Origin of the sequence: Amycolatopsis sp. WAC 01416 (assembly GCF_003947485.1) — a bacterium.
Taxonomy (GTDB): Bacteria; Actinomycetota; Actinomycetes; order Mycobacteriales; family Pseudonocardiaceae; genus Amycolatopsis.
Genome location: NZ_QHHX01000008.1, coordinates 289,856 through 313,437 on the forward strand (window position 1 = coordinate 289,856; position 23,582 = coordinate 313,437).

Below are 23,582 nucleotides of genomic sequence, written 5' to 3' on the forward strand. Positions count from 1 at the left end.
CCCCACCGACCTAGACCTCCAGGAGAGTCCTTTCATGGGTTCCGTCCAGACCCTGCACGACTTCACGCTGAACCTGCTGAACGACACCGCCGCCCGTGCGGCGTTCGCCAACGACCCGCAGCAGGTGCTGGCCGACGCCGGCCTCGGTGACATCAACGCCGCAGACGTGCACGAGGTCGTTCCGCTGGTGCTCGACTTCGTCCCGGTCGACACCGCCACCGACCTCACCGGAACCACCGCGGCCACCGCCGACAACCTGGCCGGCTTCGGCGGCGTCACCAACGCCGTCAACGGCACCGACGGCGAGTGCGCCGACGGCGTCCAGGGCGCGATCGACCAGCCGACCGCGCTGACCGCCGGCCTGCCGGTCGCCGTCCCCGGTGCGGACGCCCTCCCCGGCGTGCCGAGCCTTCCGGGCCTGCCCGAGGCCGGTCTCCCCGCCGTTCCGGGACTGCCGGAGCTGGGCGGCCTGCCCGCCGTCCCCGCCGTGGGCGACCTGCCGGTCGACGTCCCGGGCCTGCCCGCCGTCCCGGCCGTCTCCGACGTGACCGACGTGTCGAACGCCGCCGCCGGCGTGACCGCGCTCGCGCAGAACACCGTCGGCAGCTTCGGCCTGACCGACGACCTTTCGCGTGGCCTCGACGCCGCCCCCGCCGCCCAGGCCGGTGACGTCGCCACCGGTGCCGTCGACACCGCGACCGACCTGGTCCACGACGTCCCGGCCGTGGACACCGCCGGTCTCCCGGCCGTCGACTCGGTTCCGGCCGTCGGCGACCTGGCCGGCGACCTGCCGCGCGCCGACGGTGTCGCGGGCGGTGCCCCCGACTTCCTGTCGACGGTCGGTGACCTCACCAGCGTCATCGGTCAGGCGGGTGTCGCGGACGTCACCACCAAGGTGCACGACATCGCGAACAACTACGGCAACGGTGACATCGCCAACAACATCGCCCACAACAACGGTGACGTGACCGGCAACGTGGCCAACGAGGTCGCCAACGTCGCGAACCACGCGGGTGTCTCCGAGGTCCACGACACGGTTTCCGAGGTCGGCAACAACATCGGCCACACCATCGGCAACCTGAACGACGTGCACATCGGCACCGGCGACATCGGTTCGGGCAACGACATCAACATCGGCTGATCCGAATATTTTTCAGTTCTGTGCCAGGGCCCCGCGACCGCACCAGGTCGCGGGGCCCGCAGGGCATTGTTGGCCCATGCCACATTGATTCCGCGCTTGGTTAAGGGAACACTGCATCCCCGTGACAGCCCCAGCCTGGCTCGACGTGCTCAACGAGACCTTGGACGCCTGTGCCGCCCACGGTCGCGCCGACCTGGCCGAACGCCTCCGGCGCAGACGTGACCAGCAGGCGCCGGGCACCCGGATCGCGGTGGTCGGTTTTCCCAAGCAGGGCAAGGGTTACCTGCTCAACGCGCTGCTGAACGCGCCGGTCTGCGCGGTCGGGGACGCGAGCACGCCCGCCGTGCCCACCGAGATCGGTTACGCCGCGGACCCCGCCGCGACGCTGATCGGGCACGCCAGGGAAAGCGTGCCGGTCGGAAATCTCGCCAAGGAACTCGAGGTACGGCCGCCCGGTTCGCTGCGCCGGGTCGAAGTCGGCCTGCCGCGCGAACTGCTCGGCACGGGACTGGTGCTGGTGGACACCCCGGCGATCGGGGATCCCCGATCGCCGCGCACGGCCGCCACCCTCGACGTCCTCGCCGACGCGCACGCGGTGATCCTCGTCTCCGACGCGACGCAGGAACTCCAGCCGGCCGAACTGGCGCTGGCAAGGCATATCCGGACCTGGTGCCCCGCGTTGGTGCTGGCACTGACCAAGATCGACGTGAGCCCGGACTGGCGGGAACTCGCCGCCCGCAATCGTGCCGCGCTCTCCGAGACCGGTGTCGTCGCCGACGTCTTTCCCGTGTCCGCGACGGTGCGCCAGGCGGCCGCGAAGGCCGGTGACGCCGGCCTGAACGGACGGTCCGGTTTCCCGGAACTCCTGAACTGGGTGGGGGAACAGGCCGCGCGCCCGATCGAGCGCACCCGCGCGCTCGCCGCCGCGGTGAGTGTGCGGGCGGCGGCGGTCGAACTCGTCGAGACGCTGCAGGCGCGGCTCAACGCCGTCTCACAGGACAACGGGGCCGATCAGATCACCCTGCTGCACCAGGCACAGCGGCGCACCGAGGAGCTGCGGCGGCAGAACGTCCGCTGGCAGAACCTGTTGTCGGACGAGATCACCGACCTGATCTCCGACGCCGAATACGATCTGCGCGAGCGGACCAGGGTGATCGTGCGCCATATCGACCGCACCTTCGACGAGGGCGATCCGGTGCAGATCTGGCCGGATTTCCAGACCTGGCTGGAAGAGAACCTCGCCGAAGCCGTCGAGACGAACTACAACTGGGTGTCCGACCGGGCGACGTGGATCGCGCACGCGGTCGCCACGAGTTTCGGGCCGCGCTACGGCCAGGCTCCGGAACTGCCGCTGACCGGGTCCGGAGTGGACTCGATCCCCGAGGTCGGCGCCCCCAAGATCGAGCGGTTCAAGATCGGGCAGAAACTCTTCACCGGCTTGCGCGGCTCCTACGGCGGCGTGCTGATGTTCGGCCTGGTCACCAGTCTCGCCGGGCTGCCCCTGATCAACCCGGTGTCCCTCGGCGCCGGTGTCGCGTTCGCGACCAAGAGTGTGCGTGACGAAGGCGGGATGCGGTTGCAGCGACGTCAGGCGCTGGCGAAGGCCGCGGCGCAGCGCCACGTCGACGACGTGTTCATCCGGTTCAGCAAGGAGATCAAGGACGAGGTCCGTCAGGTCCAGCGGCGGCTGCGCGATCATTTCGTCGCGTTGTCCGACGAACTCGCGGAAGAGCTGACCCGCCAACGGGAACTGATCATCGCGGGCTCCGCCGAACGGGACCGGCGCACCCAGCGGGTCAAGAAGGAGATCGATCGGTTGGCCGCTCTGCACCGGAAGGCGGGGGCGCTCGGCAGTGGCGCCGCGCCGCGCCGGGAGCTTTCGGCGTGACCGCCGACGTACTCTTTCCCGCGGAGGCGGCATGAACACCGCACTCGATGTCCGTGAACTCCTGAACGAGGCCGCGGCGCACTATCGTGGCCGCCCGCATGCGGTGGCGATGCTGCGGGAATGCCTGGAGCGACTGGAAGAACCGCTGCGGGTCGGCTTCGCGGGCACGCCGGGCACCGGGAAGTCCACTTTGGTCTCCGCGCTGGCGGAATGGCCGACCAGGGCCTTGCGTGAACTCGATCTGTTCGACACCCCGGCGCCGGCCGAACACGTCGACGCGACCGTGCGCCTGGTGCGTCATCTCGAACCCGACGAACTCGCCGGTACCCGGCCGGTGGGCGGTTCGCCGTTCGCGCGGCAGACGGCGGTGAATTCGGTGCTGGTGCTCGGCAGGGCCGACGAGGTCGGCGCGGGCCGGATCGACGCCTTGCTCACCGCGAAACAGCTGGCACGCCGGGCTTGGCGCGAGGATCCGGATTGCGCGGGATTCCAGGGGGTCATCGCGGTCGCCGGACAACTGGGGTACGCGGGACGCGCGCTGCGGGACGACGAATTCGAGGTACTGCGCGCGCTGGCGTCGGTCTCCCGGCCGGAGCTGGAGCGGTATCTCCTGTCCGTGGATTCCTTTGTGGACGATCCGTTCCCGGTGGCGGTCCCGCCGGAGTCGAGGAAACACCTGGTGTCGCGGTTCGGCCTTTACGGGGTCCGGCTGGCGATCACCCTGATCCGCACCGGCTGCGAGAGCAGGCTGAAACTTTCGGCGGAACTCGTGCACCGCAGCGGCCTCGGCGACCTGCGGGACACGCTCGCGGGGTGCTTCGTCGCGAGGGCCGACGCGCTGAAGGCACGCACGGCGGTGGTGCGGCTGGAAGGGCTGCTCGCCGCCGAACCGCTTCCGCACGGTGACCGGCTGGCCGCCCGCGTGGAGCGCTTCGCCGCGGCCGCGCACGACTTCCGGGAACTGCGGCTCATCGCCGGCATCCGCGGTGGCCGCACGGCGTTGTCCGGGGAGATCGCCGAGGAGGCCGTCCGGTTGCTCGGCGCGCAGGGACTCGCGCCCACCGAGCGGCTCGGTCTCGAACCCGACGCGGATCCCGCCGAGATCCACGCGGCCGCGGAAGGCGCGCTCGTCCGCTGGCGGCAGGAGGCTGAACGGCCCGATGCCGCGCACGCCGAACGCGCCGCCGCGCGGGTGATCGTGCGTTCGGTCGAGGGACTGCTCAGCCTGTTCGTGGCTTGACGCCTGCCGGTCCTGGAGTCACCATAGACCTCTCTATGGTGACTCTGACCAGGCGAAAGGGGTCCGGCATGCCCGACGACGTGCGTCCGGATGTGCGGCTTCTCGGTGAACTTTTCGCGCATTGGGCGAAGACGACTCCCGAGCGGGAAGCTCTCTCGTACCAGGGGCGGCGGCTCACCTGGGCCGAACTCGACGAGCGGGCGAGGCGGGTCACCGGCGCGCTCGCGGCCGCCGGGCTCGGCAGGGGGGACAGGGTCGCGTTCGTCGACAAGAACACGCCCGCCTGCCTGGAGGTGACCTTCGGCGCGTCCTCGCTCGGGGCGGCGAACGCGGTGGTCAACTGGCGCCTCGCACCGGAGGAACTGGCGTACGTCCTCGGCGACAGTGGCGCGCGGATCGTCTTCGCCGGTCCGGAATCGCTGGCCGCCGTCGAGGCGCTGCGTGATCGGCTGCCGTCGGTCGAGCGCGTGATCGTCGTCGGCGGAGAAGACGACCAGTACGAGGACTTCCTGGCCGGAGCGGCCCCCACCGGGCTGTCACCCGAGGTCGGCGAACACGACGGCGCGCTGGTCATCTACACCAGCGGAACCACCGGTTTCCCCAAGGGTGCCGTGCTGACGCACCGGAACCTGCTGGCGCACAGCCGCAACGCCGGCGCGCAGTTCCCGATGGGGGAAGGCGACCGCAACCTGGTCGCGATGCCGCTGTTCCACGTCGGCGGGAGTTGTTACGCCATCATCGGTTTCCACTACGGGCAGCCGACGACGATGACCCGCGACCCCGACGGCGAGTCCCTGCTGGGCGCGCTGGCCGAAGGGGTCACGCACGCGTTCCTGGTCCCCGCCGTGGTCGCCGGGATCGTGCAGGCGGGGGAGCAGGCCGTCGCCGCGTTCTCGCGGTTGAAGTACCTGGGTTACGGCGCGTCGCCGATGCCGCTCCCGTTGCTGCGGAAGTCGCTCGCCGCCTGGCCGGACACCAGGTTCGTGCAGGTCTACGGCATGACCGAACTGTCGGGAGTGGTGACGGCGCTCGATCCGGAGGCACATCGCGACCCGGCCGGGCCCGAGCGGCTGGCGTCGGCGGGCACGGTGCTGACCGGGGTCGAGATGCGGGTCGTCGACCCGGCGACGCTGGAGGACGCCGAGCCCGGGGCCCCTGGCGAACTGTGGTTCCGGACCGACCAGGCGATGGCGGGCTATCTGGGCAAACCCGAGGCGACCGCGGAGACGATCGTCGACGGCTGGGTCCGCAGCGGCGACGTCGGCAGGGTCGACGACGGCGGCTTCGTCTTCATCGAAGACAGGGTCAAGGACATGATCATCACCGGCGGCGAGAACGTCTACTCGCCCGAGGTCGAGCGGGTCATCGCCGAACATCCCGCGGTCGGCGAGGTCGCCGTCATCGGTGTCCCCGACGAGCGCTGGGGAGAACAGATCAAGGCGGTCGTCACCCCCGCCCCCGGGCAGCGGGTCGACGTCGACGAACTCGTCGGATACTGCCGGGAACGGCTGGCGCACTACAAATGCCCGCGTACGGTCGAAATCGTGGAGGCGTTGCCGCGCAACGCGACCGGCAAGATCCTCAAACGCACCCTGCGGCGTCCGTACTGGGAAGGGCGGGAACGGGCCGTCTGATGCCGTCGATCGTCAGTCGCGAGAAGTACTTCGACGCGGCCTTGGACATCCTCACCGAGTCCGGGTTCGCCGGCCTCAACGTCGGCACGCTCGGCAAACGCCTGGGCGTCACCAGCGGATCCTTCTACCACCATTTCGGCGGCTGGCCGGCTTTCGTCGGCGCGCTGCTCGAATTCTGGACGCAGCGGCAGGTGCGGATCCTGCGGGAACTGGACTTCGGTTCCGGCGGGCCCGAGGCGGACTTCGCCGCGCTGATGAGCCTGACGCGCGGCCTCAGACATCGTGCGGAGGCGGCCATCCGTGCCTGGGCGGCGAACGACGAAACCGTTCGCGTGGCGCAGAAACGCGTCGACGACACCCGGGTAAAGACGGTCGGGAAGGTGGTGGCCGAGCTGATCCCCGACCGGCGTCGCGCGGAGGTCGTGACCTCGCTCGGGCTGGCGATGCTGGTCGGGTATCAGCAGCTGGCCTCGGCGGGGGGATTCACCGATCTCGGCGAGATCCTCGACGAATACACCCGGCTGGTGCTCGCCTAGGCCGTGTCCGGTAAGTCATGTTCGCGGTCTTCGCGCCCAGGTGGTCCCTGACGGCACGGGCGGATGCGGCCGAGTACGACCCGGTACGAGGCCGATCCGCCCGCACCGCCAGGAACCACCTGGATCACGAAGCCCATCGAACAGACTTACCGGACACGGCCTAGGCGTTGCCCAGGACCCGGGTCACGGTGATCTCGATGACCACGCGTTCCGGATTCGGCTTGGGCTGCCGGTACCGCGCGGCGTAGCGGTTCTCGGCGTCGCGCACCGACTCCGGGTCTTCGCGCAGCACCGCGCGTCCCTCCAAAGTGGACCACCGGGGTCCGTCGAGCTGGCAGGCGGCGACCGGAATGCCCTTTTCGCCCGCTTCCTTGACCATGCGGGCCTTCTTGGACGAGCGGAACGTGATCACGCGGGCGATCCCGGCATCGAAGTCCACCGTGACCCCGACCGCGACGACATGCGGGGTCCCGTCCGGCCGGACGGTGGTCAGGGTGGCGAGGTGCCGCTCGGTCCAGAAGTCCCGGAAGGTCTCGCCGCGCGCGCTCAGGTCGATCGTCATGCGGTCAACGCTAGGACACGGCCTTGGCCGCCGATCACGAGGCGTCTTTTGAGGTAATAGTAAGGAAACTTTCTTAACTCTCTTGTTTTTGACCGACCCGGATGTCACTCTCGGAACGCGCCGCCGCCACCAACGACGTTTCCGGAGGAGCCATGAGAAAGACCGTTCGGACAGTGCTGGCCGCGGCCGCGCTGACCGCCGGGCTGGTCGCCACGACCGCCCCCGCCACCGCGGTGACCACTCAGGGAACCCCTTACCTGCCGGGAGTTCTGCGCCCGTCGGTGTCGCAGGCGACGCAGGACGCCGCCCTCGCCAAGTACTACGACTACTGGAAGAAGAACTTCCTCACCACGAAGTGTGGGACGGGCACCTACGCGGTCAAGGCGCCGGACGCCGACCACGCCTTCGTGGCCGAAGGTCAGGGCTACGGGATGACCATCGCGGCGATGATGGGGACCAAGGACTCGCAGGCCCGGACCGTTTTCGACGGCATCCTGAAGTTCGTGAAGGCGCATCCGTCGGTGATCGACAAGGATCTGCACGCCGCCGAGCAGGATCCGAACTGCAAGAGTGTCAACGGCAGCGACGCGGCGACGGACGGCGACCTTGAGATCGCCTACGGCCTGCTCCTCGCCGACAAGGTCTGGGGCAGCGGCGGTTCGGTGAACTACAAGGCCGAGGCGCTGCGGATCATCAAGGCGATCAAGCGCAGCGAGGTCAACCCCGACACCAAGTTCATGCGGCTGGCGGACTGGGCCGACAGCGGCAAGTACATCAACAGCTCCCGATCCTCCGACTGGATGCCGGGTCACCTCCGCGCGTTCGAGAAGGCCACCGGAGACTCGTTCTGGGGTCAGGTCCGGACCCGCCAGGAGAAGGCCGTCACCCAGCTTCAGCAGCAGTACGCGCCGAAGACCGGGTTGATCCCGGACTTCGTCGTCAACACCAACTCCACGCCGAAGCCCGCTCCGGACGGCTTCCTCGAGGACAACGACCCGCACTACGCCTACAACGCCTGCCGTGACCCGTGGCGGCTCGGCGTCGACGGGATCACCGTCTCGGGAAGCCCCGCACAGGGGCAGGTGCGGAAGATGAACACCTGGATCCGGCAGAACACCGGCGGCGACCCGGCCAAGATCACCACCGGCTACACGCTGTCCGGGTCCAAACTGCCGGGCGAGACGGGTCAGCACCCCTGCTTCACCGCGTCGTTCGCCATCGCGGCGATGAACGACCCGGGCAGCCAGGCCTGGCTGGACAAGCTGTGGACCTCGATCACGACGTGGTCGCCGAACGCCAAGGACTACTACGGCACCGGCATCACCGTGCAGGTCCTGCTCATCCTCTCGGGGAACTACATCGCGGTTTGATCCCACTCGCGTGAAGGCCCCTTCCCTCGGCTCAGCCGAGGGAAGGGGCCTTCACGCACGAAACGGACATCGACTGGACAGGATTTCAACTCCGAGTTGACCTCTTCAACAGCCAGTTGTAGCGTCGGCGACCATCCGAAGCCCGTGGAGGTCCTTCATGCCGTCGACGCCGCTCACCCTGACCCGAACCTGGCGCCTGGCCGTGCTCACCGGCCTGGCCGCGTTCGTCACTGCGGCCTGCGGAGGCGGGCCCGACGGAGCCGGCGGGCAGGAACCCGCCACCCCGGGCGCTCCCGCCGCCATCCCGGACACGACCGCGTTGATCGAGTCCGTCCAGAAGGACGCCGCCGTCGCCGGCACCCTGCCCGCGAAGTACGCGCAGGCCGGGATGCTGCACCTGGCCTCGAACCTGCAGTCCGCGCCCAACAACTTCTACGCCGCCGACGGCAAGACCCCGATCGGCTACGAGGTCGACCTCGCCAAGGCCATCGGCAAGAAGCTGGGCGTCACCGTGCACCACCAGGACATGGCGTTCGGTTCGCTGATCACGAGTCTCCAGTCCGGCCGCGTCGACCTCACGATGGCCGCGATGAACGACACCAAGACCCGCCAGGCGCAGATCGATTTCGTCGACTACTTCTCCTCCGGCATCACGATCATGGTCCGCAAGAGCAACCCGGACCAGATCACCGGCGCGGACACGTTGTGCGGCAAGAACGTCGCGGTCGTGCAGGGGACGAGCCACCAGAAGTTCGCCGAAGAGCAGAACGGCAAGTGCACGCAGGCGGGCAAGCCCGCGCTGACCGTGACCGCGACCGATTCCGACACCCAGAACCAGAACCAGCTCCGCACCGGCCGGGTCGCCGCCATCCTCAACGACCTGCCCAGTGCGGTCTACATCTCGCGGACCGCGGGCGATGGCAAGTTCTTCGAGGTCGTCCCCGGCGAGCCGATCAACGGCGGGCCGTACGGGATCGGCGTCAACAAGGAGAACAAGCCGCTGGCCGAGTCCGTCCAGAAGGCGTTGCAGTCCCTGATCGCCGACGGCGGTTACGGCAAGATCCTGCAGGCATGGGGCGTCGAGCAGGGCGCGGTCAAGGAGGCGAAGCTCAATGCCGGAAGCTAGGGGGTCGACAGCCGAGCCGCTGCCGATCGTCCGGCTGAGGCACTGGGGTCGTTGGGTCAGTGCCGTCGTCATCCTCGTGCTGCTGATCCTGCTCGGGATCGCGCTCGGGAACGCCCAGATCCAGTGGGATTCCGTCCCGGAGTTCCTCTGGTACCGGGTGATGGCGGTCGGTCTGCTCAACACCGTGCTGCTCGCGGTGATCGCACAGGGTTCGGCGATCGTCATCGGGATCGTGATCGCGCTGATGCGCCGCTCGGCGAATCCGGTGGCGCGCTGGTTCGCGGCGGGTTACATCTGGTTGTTCCGCGGGCTTCCGGTGCTGCTGCAGATCCTGATCTGGTACAACCTGGCGCTGGTGTTCGAGTTCATCTCGATCCCGCTGCCGTTCGGCGGCCACCTGCTGCACGAGCAGACCAACGTGCTGATCACCGCGTTCACCGCCGCGCTGCTGGGCTTGGCGCTCAACGAAAGCGCGTACATGGCGGAGATCGTCCGCGCCGGGCTGAACAGTGTCGACAGTGGACAGACCGAGGCGGCGAAGTCCATCGGGATGTCGCCTGGCGCGACCCTGCGCCGCGTGGTGCTGCCGCAGGCGATGCGGGTGATCATCCCGCCGACCGGCAACGACTTCATCAACATGCTCAAAGGGACGTCGATGGCGTCGGTGATCGGCGTGACCGAACTGATCCACGCCGCCAACAACATCTCGTCCAACAACCTGCTGGTCATGGAGACGCTGCTGGCCGCCGCCGTCTGGTACATGGTCGTGGTGACCGTCGCCGGGGTCGGGCAGCACTACCTGGAGCGCGCCTTCGATTCCGAAGACCGGTCGCGGAGCGCGTTCTCCCGTGCGGCCAAGGCTTTGCGCACCGCGCCGCTGGTGAGGAGTGAACGTGTCTGAGCCGCTGCTCAAAGCCGTCGGCGTCCGCAAGAGCTACGGCCACACCGAGGTGCTCGGCGGAATCGACCTCGAAGTCCACAAAGGACAAGTGGTCTGCCTGCTCGGCCCGTCGGGCGCGGGGAAGAGCACCTTCCTGCGCTGTGTAAACCATCTGGAGACGATCGACGCCGGACAGGTCTGGGTCGACGGCGAACCGATCGGTTTCCGGCTGCGCAACGGAAAACTGTACGAACTGAAGGAGCGTGAGGTCGCCCGGCAGCGGCGCGACATCGGCATGGTGTTCCAGCGGTTCAACCTGTTCGGCCACCGGACGGCGCTGCAGAACGTCATCGAGGGGCCGGTGCGGGTGCTCGGGCTGAACCCCGAGGAAGCGCGCGTCCAGGCGCTCGAACTGCTCGACAGGGTCGGCCTCGCACACCGTGCCGACGCCTATCCGGCGCAGCTGTCGGGCGGGCAGCAGCAGCGCGTCGCGATCGCCCGGTCGCTAGCGATGAAACCGAAGCTGATGCTGTTCGACGAGCCGACGTCGGCACTCGACCCGGAACTCGTGGGCGAGGTGCTGGCGGTGATGGGTACGTTGGCCGCGGAGGGGATGACGATGGTCGTGGTGACGCATGAGATGGGGTTCGCGGCCGAGGCCGCGGACGAGGTGGTGTTCATGGCCGACGGCATGGTCGTCGAGACCGGGCCGCCGGGGGAGCTTCTGAGCGCTCCGAAGCACGAGCGGACCAAGCAGTTCCTGGCACGGGTCCTCGCATGACGCGGATCTCCCCGCGGTACCTGCTGCAGTTCGACGAGCCTGCCGGGTACCTCGACTTCGCGCGGTTCGGCCCGCCGTCGCACGCCGTGCTCGACACGACGGCGAGCCTGCTCGACGCCTCCACCAAGGCCGGTCCGTCCACTGTGGACGACCTGATGCGGCAGGAGACCAGGGCCAAGGCCGCCGCCGCGCGGCTTTCCGGCAGCGACACCGACCACACGGTGTTGTTGCCGCACACCAGTCTCGGCCTGTTCCAGGCGGCGTTCAACGCTCCCGGCGGTGAGACGCTGGTGTCTTCGGCGGAGTTCCCGGCCAACACCTACCCATGGGCGCGGGCCGAACAGGCGGGACGGCTGACCGTGCGGCGGCTGCCGCTCGGGAACGTCACGGCGGACGCGGTCAAGTCGGCGCTGACGCCGGAGACGTCGCTGGTCAGCGTGAGCGCGGTCGACTTCCGTACCGGGTATCGCGCCGACCTGGCGGCGATCCGGGAGGTGGTCGGCGACCGGCTGCTCGTGGTCGACGGGATCCAGGGCTTCGGGGTGACCGAGGCACCGTGGGAAGTCGCGGACGTGCTCGTCGTCGGTGGGCAGAAGTGGTTGCGGGCGGGCTGGGGCACCGGTTTCGCGGTGCTTTCGGACCGGGCGCTGGAGCGGATGGAACCGATCCTGTCCGGCTGGACCGGCGCCCGTGACCCGGGCCTGTTCGACGACGAGATCCATCCTGCCGACGAGACCGCGGCCGCCTGGTCGATTTCGAACTTGAGCCCGATCACGTCGGGCGCGTTCGCCGCCGCTTTGGAACTGGTCGAAGAGGCGGGCGTCGAGGCCATCGCCGCGCGGATCACCGAACGCGTCGGTGAACTCGAAGAAGTCGTGAAATCCGCCGGGGGAGAGGTGGTTTCGGCCGTGGACCGGCGGGCCGGGATCCTCGCTTTCACTCTGCCAGGGCAGGCCGCCGAACAGGTCGGGGCCGCGCTGGCGGACGCCGGGATCGCCGCGACCGTGCGGCCGGAGCACGTCCGGCTGTCCCCGCACGCGTCCACTCCGGCGAGCGCGGCGGAACAGGTGCGGACGGCGTTGGAGCGGCTGAACAAACCGGTCACGGTGTTCTCCGGAGTTCCCGCGGTCGGAGTGGCGTCGAGTGACCTGCTCACCGCGCTCGTCCCGGCGGTGCACGCGCTCGCGGCGATGCTGGGGCCGGGCAACGAGGTCCTGCTGCACGATCTGAGCAGGCTGCCGGACTCGATCGTCGCCATCGCGGGCGACCTCACCGGCCGGACGGTCGGCGGGCCGATGACGGATCTGCTGCTGGGCCTCGTCCGTCGCGGCACCACGCAGGACCTGACGAACTACGAGACCCACGGCCCCGACGGCCGGGCGATCCGTTCCTCGACGCTGTTCCTGCGGGACGCCGACGGGGTCGCGATCGGCTGCCTGTGCGTCAACCGGCTGTCCGACGGTTCGCCGAAAGCCAACGGGCACGAACCCGAGACCTTCCCGCCGGACGTCGACAGCCTGCAGCGGTTCCTGGTCGGGCGCGCGGTGGCGAAGGCCGGGATCCCGGTGGACCTGATGAAGAAGCGGCACAAGGCGGCGGTGGTCCGCGAACTCGACGAGGCGGGGTTCTTCCTCATCAAGGACTCGGTGGACCACCTCGCCGGGGAACTCGACGTCACGCGGTACACGATCTACAACTACCTGAACGAGATCCGGGGCACCTGACGCTCTCGCGCGCGCGATGAAGGACGCTTTCATAGCAAAATTTGCAATGAAAGCGTCCTTCATCGCAGCGGGTGACCAGTCCTTTCATGGCGTGGATCCGGCTGCTGATCGGTGCCAGGCACGGTCCGTCAAGGCCTCCTTGAGGGACCAGTAGTCACAACAGCTGCGCGTGAAGGCCTCCGTCCCTCGGCTGAGCCGAGGGACGGAGGCCTCGGGCGGGCAAGGCCACCGGTACCGAGCCGGTCAAGGCTGTAAAGACGGTTAGAACCGTCCTTACCACTCATGAGGGCGCTAGTTCAGGAAGGACTCCACGGCATCGGCGGCCCGGTCGATGCCGCCGTTTCCGCGCGTCTCGGCCCGCACCTCAGCAAGCCGCGCGGCCACGGAAGGCGACCCGGCGACCCGCTCGACGGCGGCCCGTAACGTCGGGGCCGTCACCTCGTCGGCCGCGAGTTGCTCGCCGACGCCGAGTTCCGCGAGCTTCGCCGCGTTGCCGAAACCGTCGGTGGCCAGCGGGATCGCGACGGTCGGCACGCCGTACCACAGCGATTCCGTGCTGCCGCCCATGCCGGCGTGCGTGATGAACGCCGACGCGGCCTCGAGTACCGCGAGCTGCGGGACGAACGGGCGCACCTCGATGTGCTCGGGCAGCGGCCCGAGCGCGGCCGGATCGGTCTGGCCGATCGAGATGACCACGTGCCAGTCCGAGTCGCGGAACCCGTCCACGCAAGCGCGGAACAGGTCCAGCTGGTCGGTGAACGCGGTGCCGAGCGACATCAGCAGGACTTTCCTGCCGTTCGACGGCGGCGTCCAGCTCCGGTCGGCGAGGCGTTCCGGGTCCAGTGCCGGGCCGACGAAGCGGACCGACGACGGCACCCGTTCGACGTTGGGCTGCATCGCCCTCGGCAGCAGCGCGAGCACCTGGGACGGGTGGGAGATCCAGTCCCAGGCATCGGCCTCGATGCCGTTCTCGTTCAGCCACCGGGTGAAAGTGGTGAAATAGTCCTTTCCGGACGGTGAGGTCCGGATCGAGGTCAGGATCTCACCCATGTCCTCTTCGTAGCCTTCCCAGGCGACATAGGTCGGCGAAAGCTGCACCGCCGGAACGTCGTAGCGCCTGGCGAGCAGCGGAGCCGGAAGCCCGCCGATGTCGTACAGCAGCAGGTCCGGACGGTTCCGGTCGTAGAAATCGGTGAGCACCGGCATCGCCTGGATGCCCTCGTCGAGGAAGACCCGCATCTGCGACGCCGGATCCTCCGGCCACGCCGACTGGTCGCCGAGCGGGAGGATCGACGGATGCGGGACGACCTCGGCCCCGGTCGGTTCGATCAACCCGGTGAGCGGTTCGCCCACGGCGTAGCTGACCCGGTGCCCTCGGGCGACCAGCTCACGGATGACGGCCAGCGACGGGTAGATGTGGCTCGGCGCGGTGCTGCCGATCATGGCGATATGCGTGTTCTGCATGATGTCCTGTCTGAATTCGTGAAGGAGCGTCAGACGGCGCGCGGAAAAGGGGCCACCCGGTCGCGGGCGGCCCTGCGGTCACGCCGACTCAGGCGGTGCGCATGCGGACGTGGCAGATCATGATCGAGATCCTAGCGCGCCCCGCGTGGCCTCCCAACCGGTTAACGCGTTGCCCGGTTTGCCGCGATCGGGACCCGCCGTTTGCAGGGACCTTCGCCGGAAGGCTTTCGCGGGTCATGGACGTGGGTAGGGTTTCCGGGCTTTCACCTTCGCAGGGAAGGGGAGAACCTTGAGACGTGTTCTCATCACCGCGCTGGCCGTGGCCACGCTCGCGTCGGTCGCGGTGACCGCGCCCGCCGTCGCGGCGGAACAGGCGCAGCCCGCCGGGACGATCACCTGGGGCGCTTGTACCGACCAGACCTTGATCAACGCCGGCGCGGAATGCGGCTATCTGCCGGTCCCGCTGGACTATTCGAGGCCGCGCGGTGAGAAGATCCAGCTCGCGCTCAGCCGCGTCAAGCACAAGGCGCCCGACGCGCGGTACCAAGGCGTCATGTTCACCATCCCCGGTGGGCCCGGCGGTTCCGGGTTGCTGCTCGCGACTCGCGGGCCGCGCGTGCCCAACCACGCCGGCGACGCCTACGACTGGGTCGGTTTCGACCCGCGCGGCGTCGGCGCCAGCAAGCCCGCGCTTTCCTGTGTCCCGAACTACATGGATTACCACCGGCCGAACTACGTGCCGACGACGCGGCAGCTGGAGAAGACCTGGTTGCTGCGCTCGAAGTCCTACGCCGACGCGTGCGCCGAGAAGAACAGCCTCGCGCTGCTCGAGAACATGAAGACGACCGACACGGTCAAGGACATGGAAAGCATCCGCGAGGCGCTCGGTGCGGAGCAGCTGAACTTCTACGGGTACTCCTACGGCACCTACCTCGGCCAGGTCTACGGGACACTGTTCCCGCGGCACGTCCGCCGCATGGTCCTCGATTCCACTGTGGACCCTCGCAATGTCTGGTATCAGGCCTTCCTGAACCAGGATCTCGCGTCCGACGTCAACCTCGGCATCTGGTTCGGCTGGGTCGCCTCGCACGACGACGTCTACCACCTCGGCAAGACCCAGGCCGCGGTGAAGCAGGTCTTCGACACGCAGCTGAAGAAGCTGGCCGCGGCGCCGGCGGGCGGCTACATCGGTCCCGCCGAGTTCCTCGACGTCTTCCTGCAGGCTTCGTACCGCCAGCTGAACTGGACGCTGCTCGGTGACGCGCTGACGAAGTTCGTCAAGGGCGACTGGCAGACGATGAAAGGCCTGTTCGAGAGCTTCGGCGGGCGCGGCGACGACAACGGTTACGCCGTCTACCTCGCCGTCGTGTGCACCGACGTGAAGTTGCCGCCGAGCTGGCAGCAGTGGAAGCGCGACAACTGGCGCACCCATGAGAAGGCGCCGTACTTCACATGGCAGAACGCCTGGTACAACGCTCCTTGCCGGTCCTGGCACGCGAAGCCGGGCAAGCCGGTGAAGGTCGACGGCTCGAAGGTGCCGAGTGTGCTGATGATCGGCGAGACGCTCGACGCGGCGACGCCGTACGAAGGCAGCCTCGAGGTGCGTAGCCGGTTCCCCGGCGCTCGCCTGATCGGTGAGCCGGGTGGCACTAGCCACGCCATCACCCCGCGCGGCAACGCGTGCGTCGACAGCCGAATCGCCGACTACCTGGCGACCGGGGCGCTCCCCGAACGCAAACCGGGGCGGACGGCCGACGTCGAGTGCGCGCCGCTGCCCCTCCCGGTGCCCGCCTAGCCCAAGTCCGTGAAGGCCTCCTGGGGGACACCGCATTTGCTTACCCACTACTCGGGGTTCGCACTCTGAGATCCCCCTTGGTCGTCGTGTGGCCTTAGGCGTGACACGCGTGATTGGACGCGGAACTCGCGTGATTGGAAGCGGAACTCACGGCGGACCCGGTCACGGGCGAGATCGGCCTCCAATCACGCGAGTTCCGCGTTTAAACACGCGAGTTCCGCCTTCAATCACGCGCGACGTCCATCGGCCTGGTGGTGACATCACCTCACGACCCACCCGCCAACCCGCAGGTCAGACGTAGGCACACAAATGAAGGCCTCCTTGAGGGACCCAGAGTCCCTCAAGGAGGCCTTCATGGACTTCTGGGGTTTCCGCGACAGGGGACTTTGTGTTACAAAGTGAAAGTGAGCTTTGTAGTTCAGAGTGCTCGAAGGGGGAAAGTCATGGCGGACGCGTTCAGCCTCGAAGGGCTGGTGAAGCACTTCGGTGACGTCCTGGCCGTCGACGACGTCAGCGTGCGGGTCGCACCGGGGGAGGTGGTGGCGCTGCTCGGGCCGAACGGGGCGGGCAAGTCGACCACCATCGACATGCTGCTGGGGCTGACCAGGCCGGATTCCGGCCGGGTGCGGGTCGCCGGACTCGGCGCGGCCGAGGCGATGGACCGGGGGATGGTCGGCGCGATGGCGCAGAACGGGACGCTGCTGAGGGACGCGACGGTCGCCGAACTCGTCGGCCTGTTCGCCTCGCTGCATCGGAATTCGCTGTCGGTCCGCGAGGTCCTCGAGCGCGCCGGAGTCACCGAATACGCGAATCGCCGCTGCGGGAAGCTCTCCGGCGGCGAGCAACAGCGGGTGCGGTTCGCGCTCGCGCTGGTCGGCGATCCGGACCTGCTGGTACTCGACGAGCCGACCGCGGCCATGGACGTCGACGGGCGCCGCCGCTTCTGGGCCTCGATGCGCGAGTACACCGGGACGGGCCGCACGGTGCTCTTCGCGACGCATTACCTCGCCGAAGCCGAGGACTACGCGGACCGCGTCGTGCTCATGCGGCACGGTCGCGTCGTCGCGGACGGCCCGGTCGGCGAGGTCCGGGCCGCGGTCGCCCGACGGGTGCTGCGCGCCGTCGTCCCGGATGCCACCGAAGCCGCGCTGGCCGCGTTGCCCGGGGTGTCGCGCGCGGTAGTCCGGGCAGGCCACGCGGAACTGGGGTGCGCCGATTCCGACGCCGCCATCCGCGGCCTGCTGCGCGAGTTCCCGCTCGCCTCGAACATCGAAATCACCGCTGTGGGACTGGAAGAAGCCTTCATCGCGCTGACCGCCGATGCGGCCGAAGGAGCTTTGAAATGAACCTGAACTACTTGGCGCTCGAGATCAAACGCATCGTCCGCAGCCCGCAGTTCGCGTTGTTCACCATCGGCATGCCACTGGCGATGTTCCTGCTGTTCGGTGGGATCTTCGGCGCCCAGGAGATCGCTCCCGGGATTTCGACCGCGACCGTGACCATGGTGAACATGGCCGCGTACGGCGCCATGACCGCCGCGCTGTTCACCGGCACCCGTGTCGCCACCGAGCGCACCGACGGCTGGCAGCGCACCTTGAGGCTGACGCCGCTGCGAGCGCCGGGCTATCTAGGGGTCAAGGTGTCGGCGGGGATGTTCGTCGCGTTGCCCGTGCTGCTGGTGATCTTCGCGGCCGGGATGATCCGCGGTATCCGGCTCGAAACCGGGCAGTGGCTGACGATCTTCGGCACGCTCTGGCTCGGGACGCTGCCCTTCGCGGTGCTGGGCCTGATGATCGGCCTGTTCGGCAAGGGCGACACCGTCCAGGCGGTGACCGGCGCGCTGATGCTGCCGCTCGGCATGTTCGGCGGATTGTGGATCCCGCTGCAGGTCCTGCCCGGCTGGATGAACACCGCCGGGCACCTCATGCCGACTTACTGGCTCGGTGAAATCGGCCGCGCGCCGGTGCTCGGCGGATCGGGCACGGTGACCGCCGTCGGGGTGCTCGCGGCGTGGCTGGTGGTGCCCGCGCTCGTGGTGATGGCGAGGTTCCGGCTCGACACGGCGAGACTGTGAACCCGTGTTAGTTTTCCGAAGTGGTGGAGGATGAACGGGACGACGACGCGCGGTCGATGACGCCCGAGGAGTCGCTCGCGCTCATCGCCGCGCAGTCGGAGAAGACCCGGCGTGAGATCGGGCCGAATCCCGCGGTGCTGCTGGCCGTCTGGGGGCTGGTGTGGCTGTTCGGTTTCGGGCTCGTCTACGTCTCCGCCCCGCCCACCGCGCTGATGCCGATGTGGGCCGCCGCGGTGATCGCCGGCGCCGGTTTCGTCGGGGCCATGGCGTATTCGGCGGTCTACGGCATCCGTGCCGGCCGCGGCGTGCGCGGGCCGTCCCGGCTCGTCGGCGCGATGTACGGGTGGAGCTGGATGATCGCGTTCGGCGGGCTGACGGTGGTGAACACCGCGCTGATCCGCCTCGGCCTCGACACCGGGCTGATCCCGTTGCTGTGGTCGGGGACCGCGCTCATGCTGACCGGACTGATGTATCTCGCCGGCGGGATGCTGTGGCAGAGCAGACTGCAGTACGGCCTCGGCGTCTGGATCATCGCTTGCGGTGCGGCGAGTGTGCTGGCCGGGGGACCGTACAACTTCCTCGTGCTGAGCGTCGCGGGCGGCGGTGGCTTCCTGGTGGCGTCGCTGGTCTTCCTGGTGCGGGCGCGATGAGCGAAGACGGGCTGCCCCAGCTCGATCCGGTGATCCACGCGCAGGCGCGGCTGCGGGTCACCGTGGCGCTGTCGAGTCTCGAGCCGGGCGACAGCATCACTTTCCCGCGCCTGCAGCAACTGCTGGACATGACACCGGGCAACCTGTCGACGCATCTGCGCAAACTCGAGGACGCGGGCTACGTCGAGATCACGAAGGCTTTCGAACACCGCACACCGGTGACGCTGGTCCAGTTGACCACCCGGGGCCGGGCCGCGTTCGAGGAGTACACGAAGGCCCTGCACCGTCTTCTCGAGGTTCCGGGCGATGGGCGCGCATGACCGGTGGGTCATCCACCTCGACATGGACGCGTTCTACGCCTCCTGTGAACAGCTGACCCGGCCGACCCTGGCGCGGCGTGCCGTGCTGGTCGGCGGCGCGGGCCCGCGCGGCGTGGTCGCCGGCGCGAGTTACCAGGCGCGCGAACACGGGATCAAATCGGCGATGCCGATGTCGCAGGCCCGGCGGCTGCTGCCGCCGACCGGGGTCATCCTGCCGCCTCGGTTCAAACTCTACGAACTGCTGAGCACCCAGGTGTTCGACCTCGTCGCCCAGTACGCGCCGGTGCTGGAACGGATCTCCCTCGACGAGGCCTTCGCGGAACCGCCTGCACTCGCCGGGGCTTCCTCCGACGAGGTGCGGGAATTCGGTGCGCGCCTGCGGGAGCACATCCGGTCCGAAATCGGCCTGGTGGCGTCGATCGGGGCGGCGTCGGGGAAACAGGTCGCGAAGGTCGCCTCGGATCTGGCGAAACCGGACGGGCTGCTCGTCGTCGACCAGGGCACCGAACGCGATTTCCTCGCGCCGCTGCCGACCAGGGTGCTGTGGGGGATCGGCCCGGTGGCGGAAGGGAAGCTGCGCGCGATCGGGGTCCGGACACTGGGCCAGCTGACCGCGCTCTCCGACGCCGACGCGGTGTCCACTTTGGGCAGCGTGGTCGGCAGGGACCTGCGGCGGCTGGCCACCGGCGTCGACGACCGGCCGGTGTCCGACCGCGCGGAACTCAAACAGGTCAGCGCGGAGACGACCTTCGACCGCGACCTGATCGACCTGGTGAGCCTGCGCCGCGAGGTTCGCGACCTCGCGGCGCACGCGCACCGCCGGCTCGTCAACGCCGACCGGGTCGCGCGGACGGTGGTGGTGAAACTGCGGCACACCGACTTCAGCACGGTGACCCGCTCGGAGACGATGGCCTCGCCGACCGACGAATTCGACCAGCTGGCCTCAATGGCGGAACGACTGCTGATCGACCCGACCGAGTTCGGCGGAGTACGGCTCGCCGGGGTCGCGTTCTCCGGGCTTTCGGTGCCGCATCAGGATCCGCTGTTCACCCTCTCCGTCCCGGCTTCGGACGTGCCCGTCGTCTCGCGCGCCCCGGCTCCGGCGCCGGTTCCCGTGGTGTCGTCGAGTTGGCGGCCCGGCGACGACGTCGTGCACGAGGCGTATGGAACCGGGTGGGTGCAGGGGGCCGGGCACGGGCGGGTGACCGTCCGGTTCGAGACGCGCTCCAGCGGGCCGGGGGTGGCGCGGACCTTTCCGCAGGAGGATCCGGCGTTGCGCAGGGGAGAACCCGGTGACTGCCTGCTCTGAGGCCGGAGGGTGCGTGGGTGCCTTCGGCGAGCCGGCGTGTGCTCCCCATGTGGCATTGGGGACGTTGAGCGGCCCCAATGTCACATGGGGAGCGGTAAGGGCCTCAGCCGCGGCAGACCGTCACGAAGTTCACGCTGGTCACCTTGACGTCGCGCGGGCAATTGCGGAAGCCGAAGAGGCACCAGTTCCCGTCGTCCCCTTGCACCAGCAGCGCACCGTACGACCGTTGCGCGTTTCGCTGATCGTTCAAGACAGCCATGGCGGCCTGTCCCTTTTGGTCCACGCTGCCGACGGTGACCGGTGTTTCGCCGGAGACGAGCTCGTCGGGGGCGGCCGGCTTGTCCGGCGTGCGCGGGCAGGTCAAGGCGATGAGGGCGGGGTTGTCGCCGTCGGTCATCGCGTTCGCGATCACTCCGGCCGTGCCGTCCGCCGTCGCTCTGTCGTTCGACGAACCACACGCCGCGGTCACCCAGAACGCCAGCACGACGAAACCGATCAGACCTGACCGGGAGAGCGCAGTCATGGCGGAGATGATCCCAGGACCGCCGCGAACCGGGTGGTCTCGGTGACTTCGGTTGAGTGTCCTACCCGATCGGCGTAAGGCAGGATGGGAAGAACTGTCACCCGATCGAGGGAATCGATGTTCAGCTCCCGCGCCCGTCAGACCACCGCCCTCCTCGGCGCCGCCGTCCTGCTCGCCGCCTGCAGCACCACGCCTGACCAGCAGGAACAGCCGCCCGCCATCGAGGCGCCACCGTCGAGCCGGGTGCCGGAGGGGTCGTTCACCGTGGTCGCGACCGGTGACGTGCTGATCCACCCCGCGCTGACCGACCAGGCCAAGGAGGACGGCGACGGCAAGATCGACTACCGGCCGTTGCTGGCCGGGATCAAACCGCTGATCTCCGGGGCCGACCTCGGCATCTGCCACCTCGAGACCCCGCTCGCGCCGAAGGGCGGCCCCTACAGCGGGTACCCGTCGTTCAGTGCGCCGCCCGAGATCGTCACCGCGCTCAAGGACACCGGGTACGACAACTGCTCGACGGCGTCCAACCACACGATCGACCAGGGGGCCGCCGGCGCGACCCGGACCCTCGACGAACTCGACGAGGCGGGGATCAAGCACACCGGTTCGGCCCGTTCGGCCGAAGAGGCCGAGAAGCCGCTGATCGTCGACGTCAACGGCGTCAAGGTCGCCCAGATCTCGTTCTCCTACGGGTTCAACGGGATCAAGGTGCCCGCCGGTAAACCCTGGCTGGTCAACCAGATCGACGCCGAAGACGTGATCGCCGAGGCCAAGGCCGCGCGGAAGGCCGGCGCCCAGGTCGTCCTCGCGAGCCTGCACTGGGGCACCGAGTACCAGCACGACCCGACCGCCGAGCAGCGATCACTCGCGAAGAAGCTCCTCAGCGACGACTCGATCGACCTGATCATCGGCCACCACGCGCACGTCGTGCAGCCCTTCGAGCGGATCAACGGCAAGTGGGTCGCCTACGGCCTCGGCAACAGCGTCGCCCGGCATTCGGAACCGAAGGGGTCGACCGAACAGGGCGCCGCCGCGCGGTTCCGATTCGTGCGGGACGGCGAACGCTGGAAGGTCGACAAGGCAGAATACGTCCCGACCCTGGTCCAGCTCGGTCCGCCGATCCGGCTGCTCGACCTGAGCGCGGGGCAGGGCGGCAACGCCGGCGCGGAAGCGCTCAAGGCCACCGACGAGGTCGTCCTCAGCCGCGGCGCGGGTGAACAGGGGCTGACCCGGCCCGGACGCTGACCCGGCGGGACAAGGATGGGCTCTTCCCAGCCCACCCTTGCCTTCCCGCGCCCGCCGTCAATATCGTCGCCGCACCACCAGTTTCGCGAGGGCCGCGAGTTCGGCGCCTGGGCGGGGCACCGGATTCGAGACGGCGAGATGATGCAGCGCGCCGGTCAGGAGCACGTCTGCCTGCTCCTGGCTCCACGTCCGGCCGCCCGCCCGTTCCACCAGCTCCGCCGCGTGGGGCAATTCCGCGGCGTCGAGGTTTTCCTTGCGGTACAAGGCATCCAGTTCTCGCCCGGCGTCCGTCCCGGAGTGGAGCGCGGCCACCACCGGCAAGGACTTCTTCCGGTGGGAAAGATCCGAGTGGACCGGTTTCCCGGTCACCGCCGGATCGCCCCAGATCCCGAGGAGATCGTCGATGTGCTGGAACGCCAGCCCGAGTGCCCTCCCGTACTCGGTCAGCCGGTCGACCTGATCCTGCCTCCCTTCCCCGGCGAGCGCGCCGAGCGTGCAGGACGCCCCGAGCAACGCGCCGGTCTTCCCCTCGGCCATGTGTACGCATTCGGCGGTGTCGACGTCACCGCGTTCCTCGAACTTCAGATCCGCGCTCTGTCCCTCCAGCAGATCGATCACGGCCGTGCTGAGCACGCGCAGCGCGGTCTGCCCGAACGGGGACAGCACCTCGAAGGCCCGGCACAGCAGGGCGTCCCCGGCGAGGATCGCCGCGCCGGTACCGAAAACGGTCCAGGCCGTCGGACGGTGCCGCCGGGTGGTGTCGGAGTCCATCACGTCGTCGTGCAGCAGGGAGAAGTTGTGCACCATCTCCACCGCGACCCCTACCGGGACGGCGATTTCGGCGTCCCCGCCGACGGCCTGCGCCGACAACAGCGCCAGCGCGGGCCGCAAGGCCTTGCCACCATCCGAAGTGGACGATCGGCCGTGCTCGTCCCACCACCCGAAGTGGTAGCCGGCGATGAGCCGCATCGATTCGGGCAGTCCGTCGACGGCCTCGCGCAGAGCCGGGTCGAGCAGGTTCCGGCTCCAGGCCAGCACTTCGACGGCGGGCCGGGCACCGGTATGGGTCTCGATGGTCGTCAACGAACTCCCTTTCGGTCTCGAAGTCGACGGGATGACACAACCGGTGGTCGACCAGGTGAACTGCCGCAACTCAATTCGTGGATACCCATTCGAGTGGAGTGGGTGCAAAGTCAACATAGCAAGCGGTAATGCCCGGACAAACAACTCGATCGGGTCTGCGGAGAGGTTCACCTGTTTGCCGGATGGCCCGGGACGCGTCGTTCCGAGGCGGCCTTTCGGGTGCCGGAGCTGCGGAAA

At 68.8% G+C, this 23,582-nt stretch carries 21 protein-coding genes; 17 read left to right on the plus strand and 4 right to left on the minus strand.

The window, feature by feature from the left end; all coding sequences use genetic code 11:
• Positions 1-34: 34 nt before the first annotated feature.
• The 5 genes from DL990_RS27705 (at position 35) to DL990_RS27725 (ending at position 6,439) form a co-directional block, all read left to right on the plus strand.
• Positions 35-1,141, plus strand: coding sequence for an IniB N-terminal domain-containing protein (locus tag DL990_RS27705; protein WP_125800390.1), 1,107 nt, complete (start codon positions 35-37; stop codon positions 1,139-1,141).
• A 121-nt stretch (positions 1,142-1,262) separates the two neighbouring features.
• Complete coding sequence (locus tag DL990_RS27710; protein WP_125785663.1) at positions 1,263-3,029, plus strand: dynamin family protein; 1,767 nt, start codon at positions 1,263-1,265, stop codon at positions 3,027-3,029.
• A 31-nt stretch (positions 3,030-3,060) separates the two neighbouring features.
• A complete protein-coding gene (locus DL990_RS27715) occupies positions 3,061-4,269 on the plus strand; it encodes a GTPase (protein ID WP_125800391.1) in 1,209 nt (402 codons plus the stop codon).
• Positions 4,270-4,337: 68 nt separating this feature from the next.
• Positions 4,338-5,903, plus strand: a complete 1,566-nt coding sequence (locus DL990_RS27720; RefSeq protein ID WP_125800392.1) for a long-chain-fatty-acid--CoA ligase — start codon at positions 4,338-4,340, stop codon at positions 5,901-5,903.
• Positions 5,903-6,439, plus strand: a complete 537-nt coding sequence (locus DL990_RS27725) for a TetR/AcrR family transcriptional regulator (protein WP_125800393.1) — start codon at positions 5,903-5,905, stop codon at positions 6,437-6,439. The genes DL990_RS27720 and DL990_RS27725 overlap by 1 nt, the downstream gene beginning before the upstream one ends.
• A 160-nt stretch (positions 6,440-6,599) precedes the next feature.
• Here DL990_RS27725 and DL990_RS27730 read toward each other — a convergent pair whose 3' ends face one another.
• Entirely contained in the window at positions 6,600-7,001 is a 402-nt protein-coding gene (locus DL990_RS27730; protein WP_125785667.1) for a PPOX class F420-dependent oxidoreductase, read from the minus strand.
• 152 nt (positions 7,002-7,153) lie between these two features.
• On the opposite strand from DL990_RS27730, the gene DL990_RS27735 reads away from it, so the two are divergent.
• From DL990_RS27735 to DL990_RS27755, 5 genes are all read left to right on the plus strand, one after another.
• Entirely contained in the window at positions 7,154-8,371 is a 1,218-nt protein-coding gene (locus tag DL990_RS27735) for a glycosyl hydrolase family 8 (protein ID WP_125785668.1), read from the plus strand.
• 157 nt (positions 8,372-8,528) lie between these two features.
• Positions 8,529-9,497, plus strand: a complete 969-nt coding sequence (locus tag DL990_RS27740) for an ABC transporter substrate-binding protein (RefSeq protein WP_125800394.1) — start codon at positions 8,529-8,531, stop codon at positions 9,495-9,497.
• Positions 9,484-10,398, plus strand: a complete 915-nt coding sequence (locus DL990_RS27745; protein WP_125800395.1) for an amino acid ABC transporter permease — start codon at positions 9,484-9,486, stop codon at positions 10,396-10,398. Before DL990_RS27740 ends, DL990_RS27745 begins: the two co-directional genes overlap by 14 nt.
• Positions 10,391-11,158, plus strand: a complete 768-nt coding sequence (locus tag DL990_RS27750) for an amino acid ABC transporter ATP-binding protein (protein ID WP_125785670.1) — start codon at positions 10,391-10,393, stop codon at positions 11,156-11,158. The genes DL990_RS27745 and DL990_RS27750 overlap by 8 nt, the downstream gene beginning before the upstream one ends.
• Positions 11,155-12,882 (plus strand): aminotransferase class V-fold PLP-dependent enzyme, encoded by a 1,728-nt coding sequence (locus tag DL990_RS27755; RefSeq protein ID WP_125785671.1) that lies wholly within the window; start codon positions 11,155-11,157, stop codon positions 12,880-12,882. Before DL990_RS27750 ends, DL990_RS27755 begins: the two co-directional genes overlap by 4 nt.
• Positions 12,883-13,173: 291 nt before the next feature.
• On the opposite strand, the gene DL990_RS27760 is transcribed toward DL990_RS27755, so the two are convergent.
• The gene (locus DL990_RS27760) at positions 13,174-14,346 is read right to left on the minus strand and encodes a macrolide family glycosyltransferase (protein WP_125800396.1); all 1,173 of its coding nucleotides are present in this window, start codon (positions 14,344-14,346) and stop codon (positions 13,174-13,176) included.
• 289 nt (positions 14,347-14,635) lie between these two features.
• Between DL990_RS27760 and DL990_RS27765 the strand changes: the two genes are divergently transcribed.
• The 6 genes from DL990_RS27765 (at position 14,636) to DL990_RS27790 (ending at position 20,494) form a co-directional block, all read left to right on the plus strand.
• Positions 14,636-16,141 (plus strand): alpha/beta hydrolase, encoded by a 1,506-nt coding sequence (locus DL990_RS27765; protein ID WP_199746621.1) that lies wholly within the window; start codon positions 14,636-14,638, stop codon positions 16,139-16,141.
• A 443-nt stretch (positions 16,142-16,584) separates the two neighbouring features.
• Positions 16,585-17,487 (plus strand): ABC transporter ATP-binding protein, encoded by a 903-nt coding sequence (locus DL990_RS27770; protein WP_125800397.1) that lies wholly within the window; start codon positions 16,585-16,587, stop codon positions 17,485-17,487.
• Positions 17,484-18,215: an ABC transporter permease gene (locus DL990_RS27775; RefSeq protein WP_125800398.1), complete on the plus strand. Its 732-nt coding sequence runs from the start codon at positions 17,484-17,486 to the stop codon at positions 18,213-18,215. The genes DL990_RS27770 and DL990_RS27775 overlap by 4 nt, the downstream gene beginning before the upstream one ends.
• Positions 18,216-18,235: 20 nt before the next feature.
• A complete protein-coding gene (locus DL990_RS27780) occupies positions 18,236-18,865 on the plus strand; it encodes a hypothetical protein (RefSeq protein ID WP_125800399.1) in 630 nt (209 codons plus the stop codon).
• On the plus strand, positions 18,862-19,185 hold the full coding sequence (locus DL990_RS27785; protein ID WP_125785676.1) for a transcriptional regulator: 324 nt from the start codon (positions 18,862-18,864) through the stop codon (positions 19,183-19,185). The genes DL990_RS27780 and DL990_RS27785 overlap by 4 nt, the downstream gene beginning before the upstream one ends.
• Positions 19,172-20,494 (plus strand): DNA polymerase IV, encoded by a 1,323-nt coding sequence (locus tag DL990_RS27790; RefSeq protein WP_125800400.1) that lies wholly within the window; start codon positions 19,172-19,174, stop codon positions 20,492-20,494. The genes DL990_RS27785 and DL990_RS27790 overlap by 14 nt, the downstream gene beginning before the upstream one ends.
• A gap of 103 nt (positions 20,495-20,597) precedes the next feature.
• Here the strand turns inward: DL990_RS27790 and DL990_RS27795 are convergent, their stop codons facing one another.
• Positions 20,598-21,017: a hypothetical protein gene (locus tag DL990_RS27795; protein WP_125800401.1), complete on the minus strand. Its 420-nt coding sequence runs from the start codon at positions 21,015-21,017 to the stop codon at positions 20,598-20,600.
• A 117-nt stretch (positions 21,018-21,134) separates the two neighbouring features.
• On the opposite strand from DL990_RS27795, the gene DL990_RS27800 reads away from it, so the two are divergent.
• Positions 21,135-22,262 carry a CapA family protein gene (locus DL990_RS27800; RefSeq protein ID WP_125800402.1) on the plus strand — a complete coding sequence of 376 codons (1,128 nt, stop codon included), beginning with the start codon at positions 21,135-21,137 and terminating at the stop codon, positions 22,260-22,262.
• A gap of 57 nt (positions 22,263-22,319) precedes the next feature.
• Here the strand turns inward: DL990_RS27800 and DL990_RS27805 are convergent, their stop codons facing one another.
• Positions 22,320-23,345: a family 2 encapsulin nanocompartment cargo protein polyprenyl transferase gene (locus tag DL990_RS27805; protein ID WP_125785680.1), complete on the minus strand. Its 1,026-nt coding sequence runs from the start codon at positions 23,343-23,345 to the stop codon at positions 22,320-22,322.
• Positions 23,346-23,582 lie beyond the last annotated feature (237 nt).

Bases quoted from the DNA above. Each gene is read 5' to 3' on its own strand.
- DL990_RS27760 (WP_125800396.1), bottom strand. From the start codon at position 14,346: ATGCAGAACACGCATATCGCCATGATCGGCAGCACCGCGCCGAGCCAC.
- DL990_RS27775 (WP_125800398.1), top strand. From the start codon at position 17,484: ATGAACCTGAACTACTTGGCGCTCGAGATCAAACGCATCGTCCGCAGC.
- DL990_RS27705 (WP_125800390.1), top strand. From the start codon at position 35: ATGGGTTCCGTCCAGACCCTGCACGACTTCACGCTGAACCTGCTGAAC.
- DL990_RS27755 (WP_125785671.1), top strand. From the start codon at position 11,155: ATGACGCGGATCTCCCCGCGGTACCTGCTGCAGTTCGACGAGCCTGCC.
- DL990_RS27725 (WP_125800393.1), top strand. From the start codon at position 5,903: ATGCCGTCGATCGTCAGTCGCGAGAAGTACTTCGACGCGGCCTTGGAC.
- DL990_RS27730 (WP_125785667.1), bottom strand. From the start codon at position 7,001: ATGACGATCGACCTGAGCGCGCGCGGCGAGACCTTCCGGGACTTCTGG.
- DL990_RS27790 (WP_125800400.1), top strand. From the start codon at position 19,172: ATGGGCGCGCATGACCGGTGGGTCATCCACCTCGACATGGACGCGTTC.
- DL990_RS27770 (WP_125800397.1), top strand. From the start codon at position 16,585: ATGGCGGACGCGTTCAGCCTCGAAGGGCTGGTGAAGCACTTCGGTGAC.
- DL990_RS27800 (WP_125800402.1), top strand. From the start codon at position 21,135: ATGTTCAGCTCCCGCGCCCGTCAGACCACCGCCCTCCTCGGCGCCGCC.
- DL990_RS27735 (WP_125785668.1), top strand. From the start codon at position 7,154: ATGAGAAAGACCGTTCGGACAGTGCTGGCCGCGGCCGCGCTGACCGCC.
- DL990_RS27785 (WP_125785676.1), top strand. From the start codon at position 18,862: ATGAGCGAAGACGGGCTGCCCCAGCTCGATCCGGTGATCCACGCGCAG.
- DL990_RS27715 (WP_125800391.1), top strand. From the start codon at position 3,061: ATGAACACCGCACTCGATGTCCGTGAACTCCTGAACGAGGCCGCGGCG.
- DL990_RS27795 (WP_125800401.1), bottom strand. From the start codon at position 21,017: ATGACTGCGCTCTCCCGGTCAGGTCTGATCGGTTTCGTCGTGCTGGCG.
- DL990_RS27745 (WP_125800395.1), top strand. From the start codon at position 9,484: ATGCCGGAAGCTAGGGGGTCGACAGCCGAGCCGCTGCCGATCGTCCGG.
- DL990_RS27720 (WP_125800392.1), top strand. From the start codon at position 4,338: ATGCCCGACGACGTGCGTCCGGATGTGCGGCTTCTCGGTGAACTTTTC.
- DL990_RS27740 (WP_125800394.1), top strand. From the start codon at position 8,529: ATGCCGTCGACGCCGCTCACCCTGACCCGAACCTGGCGCCTGGCCGTG.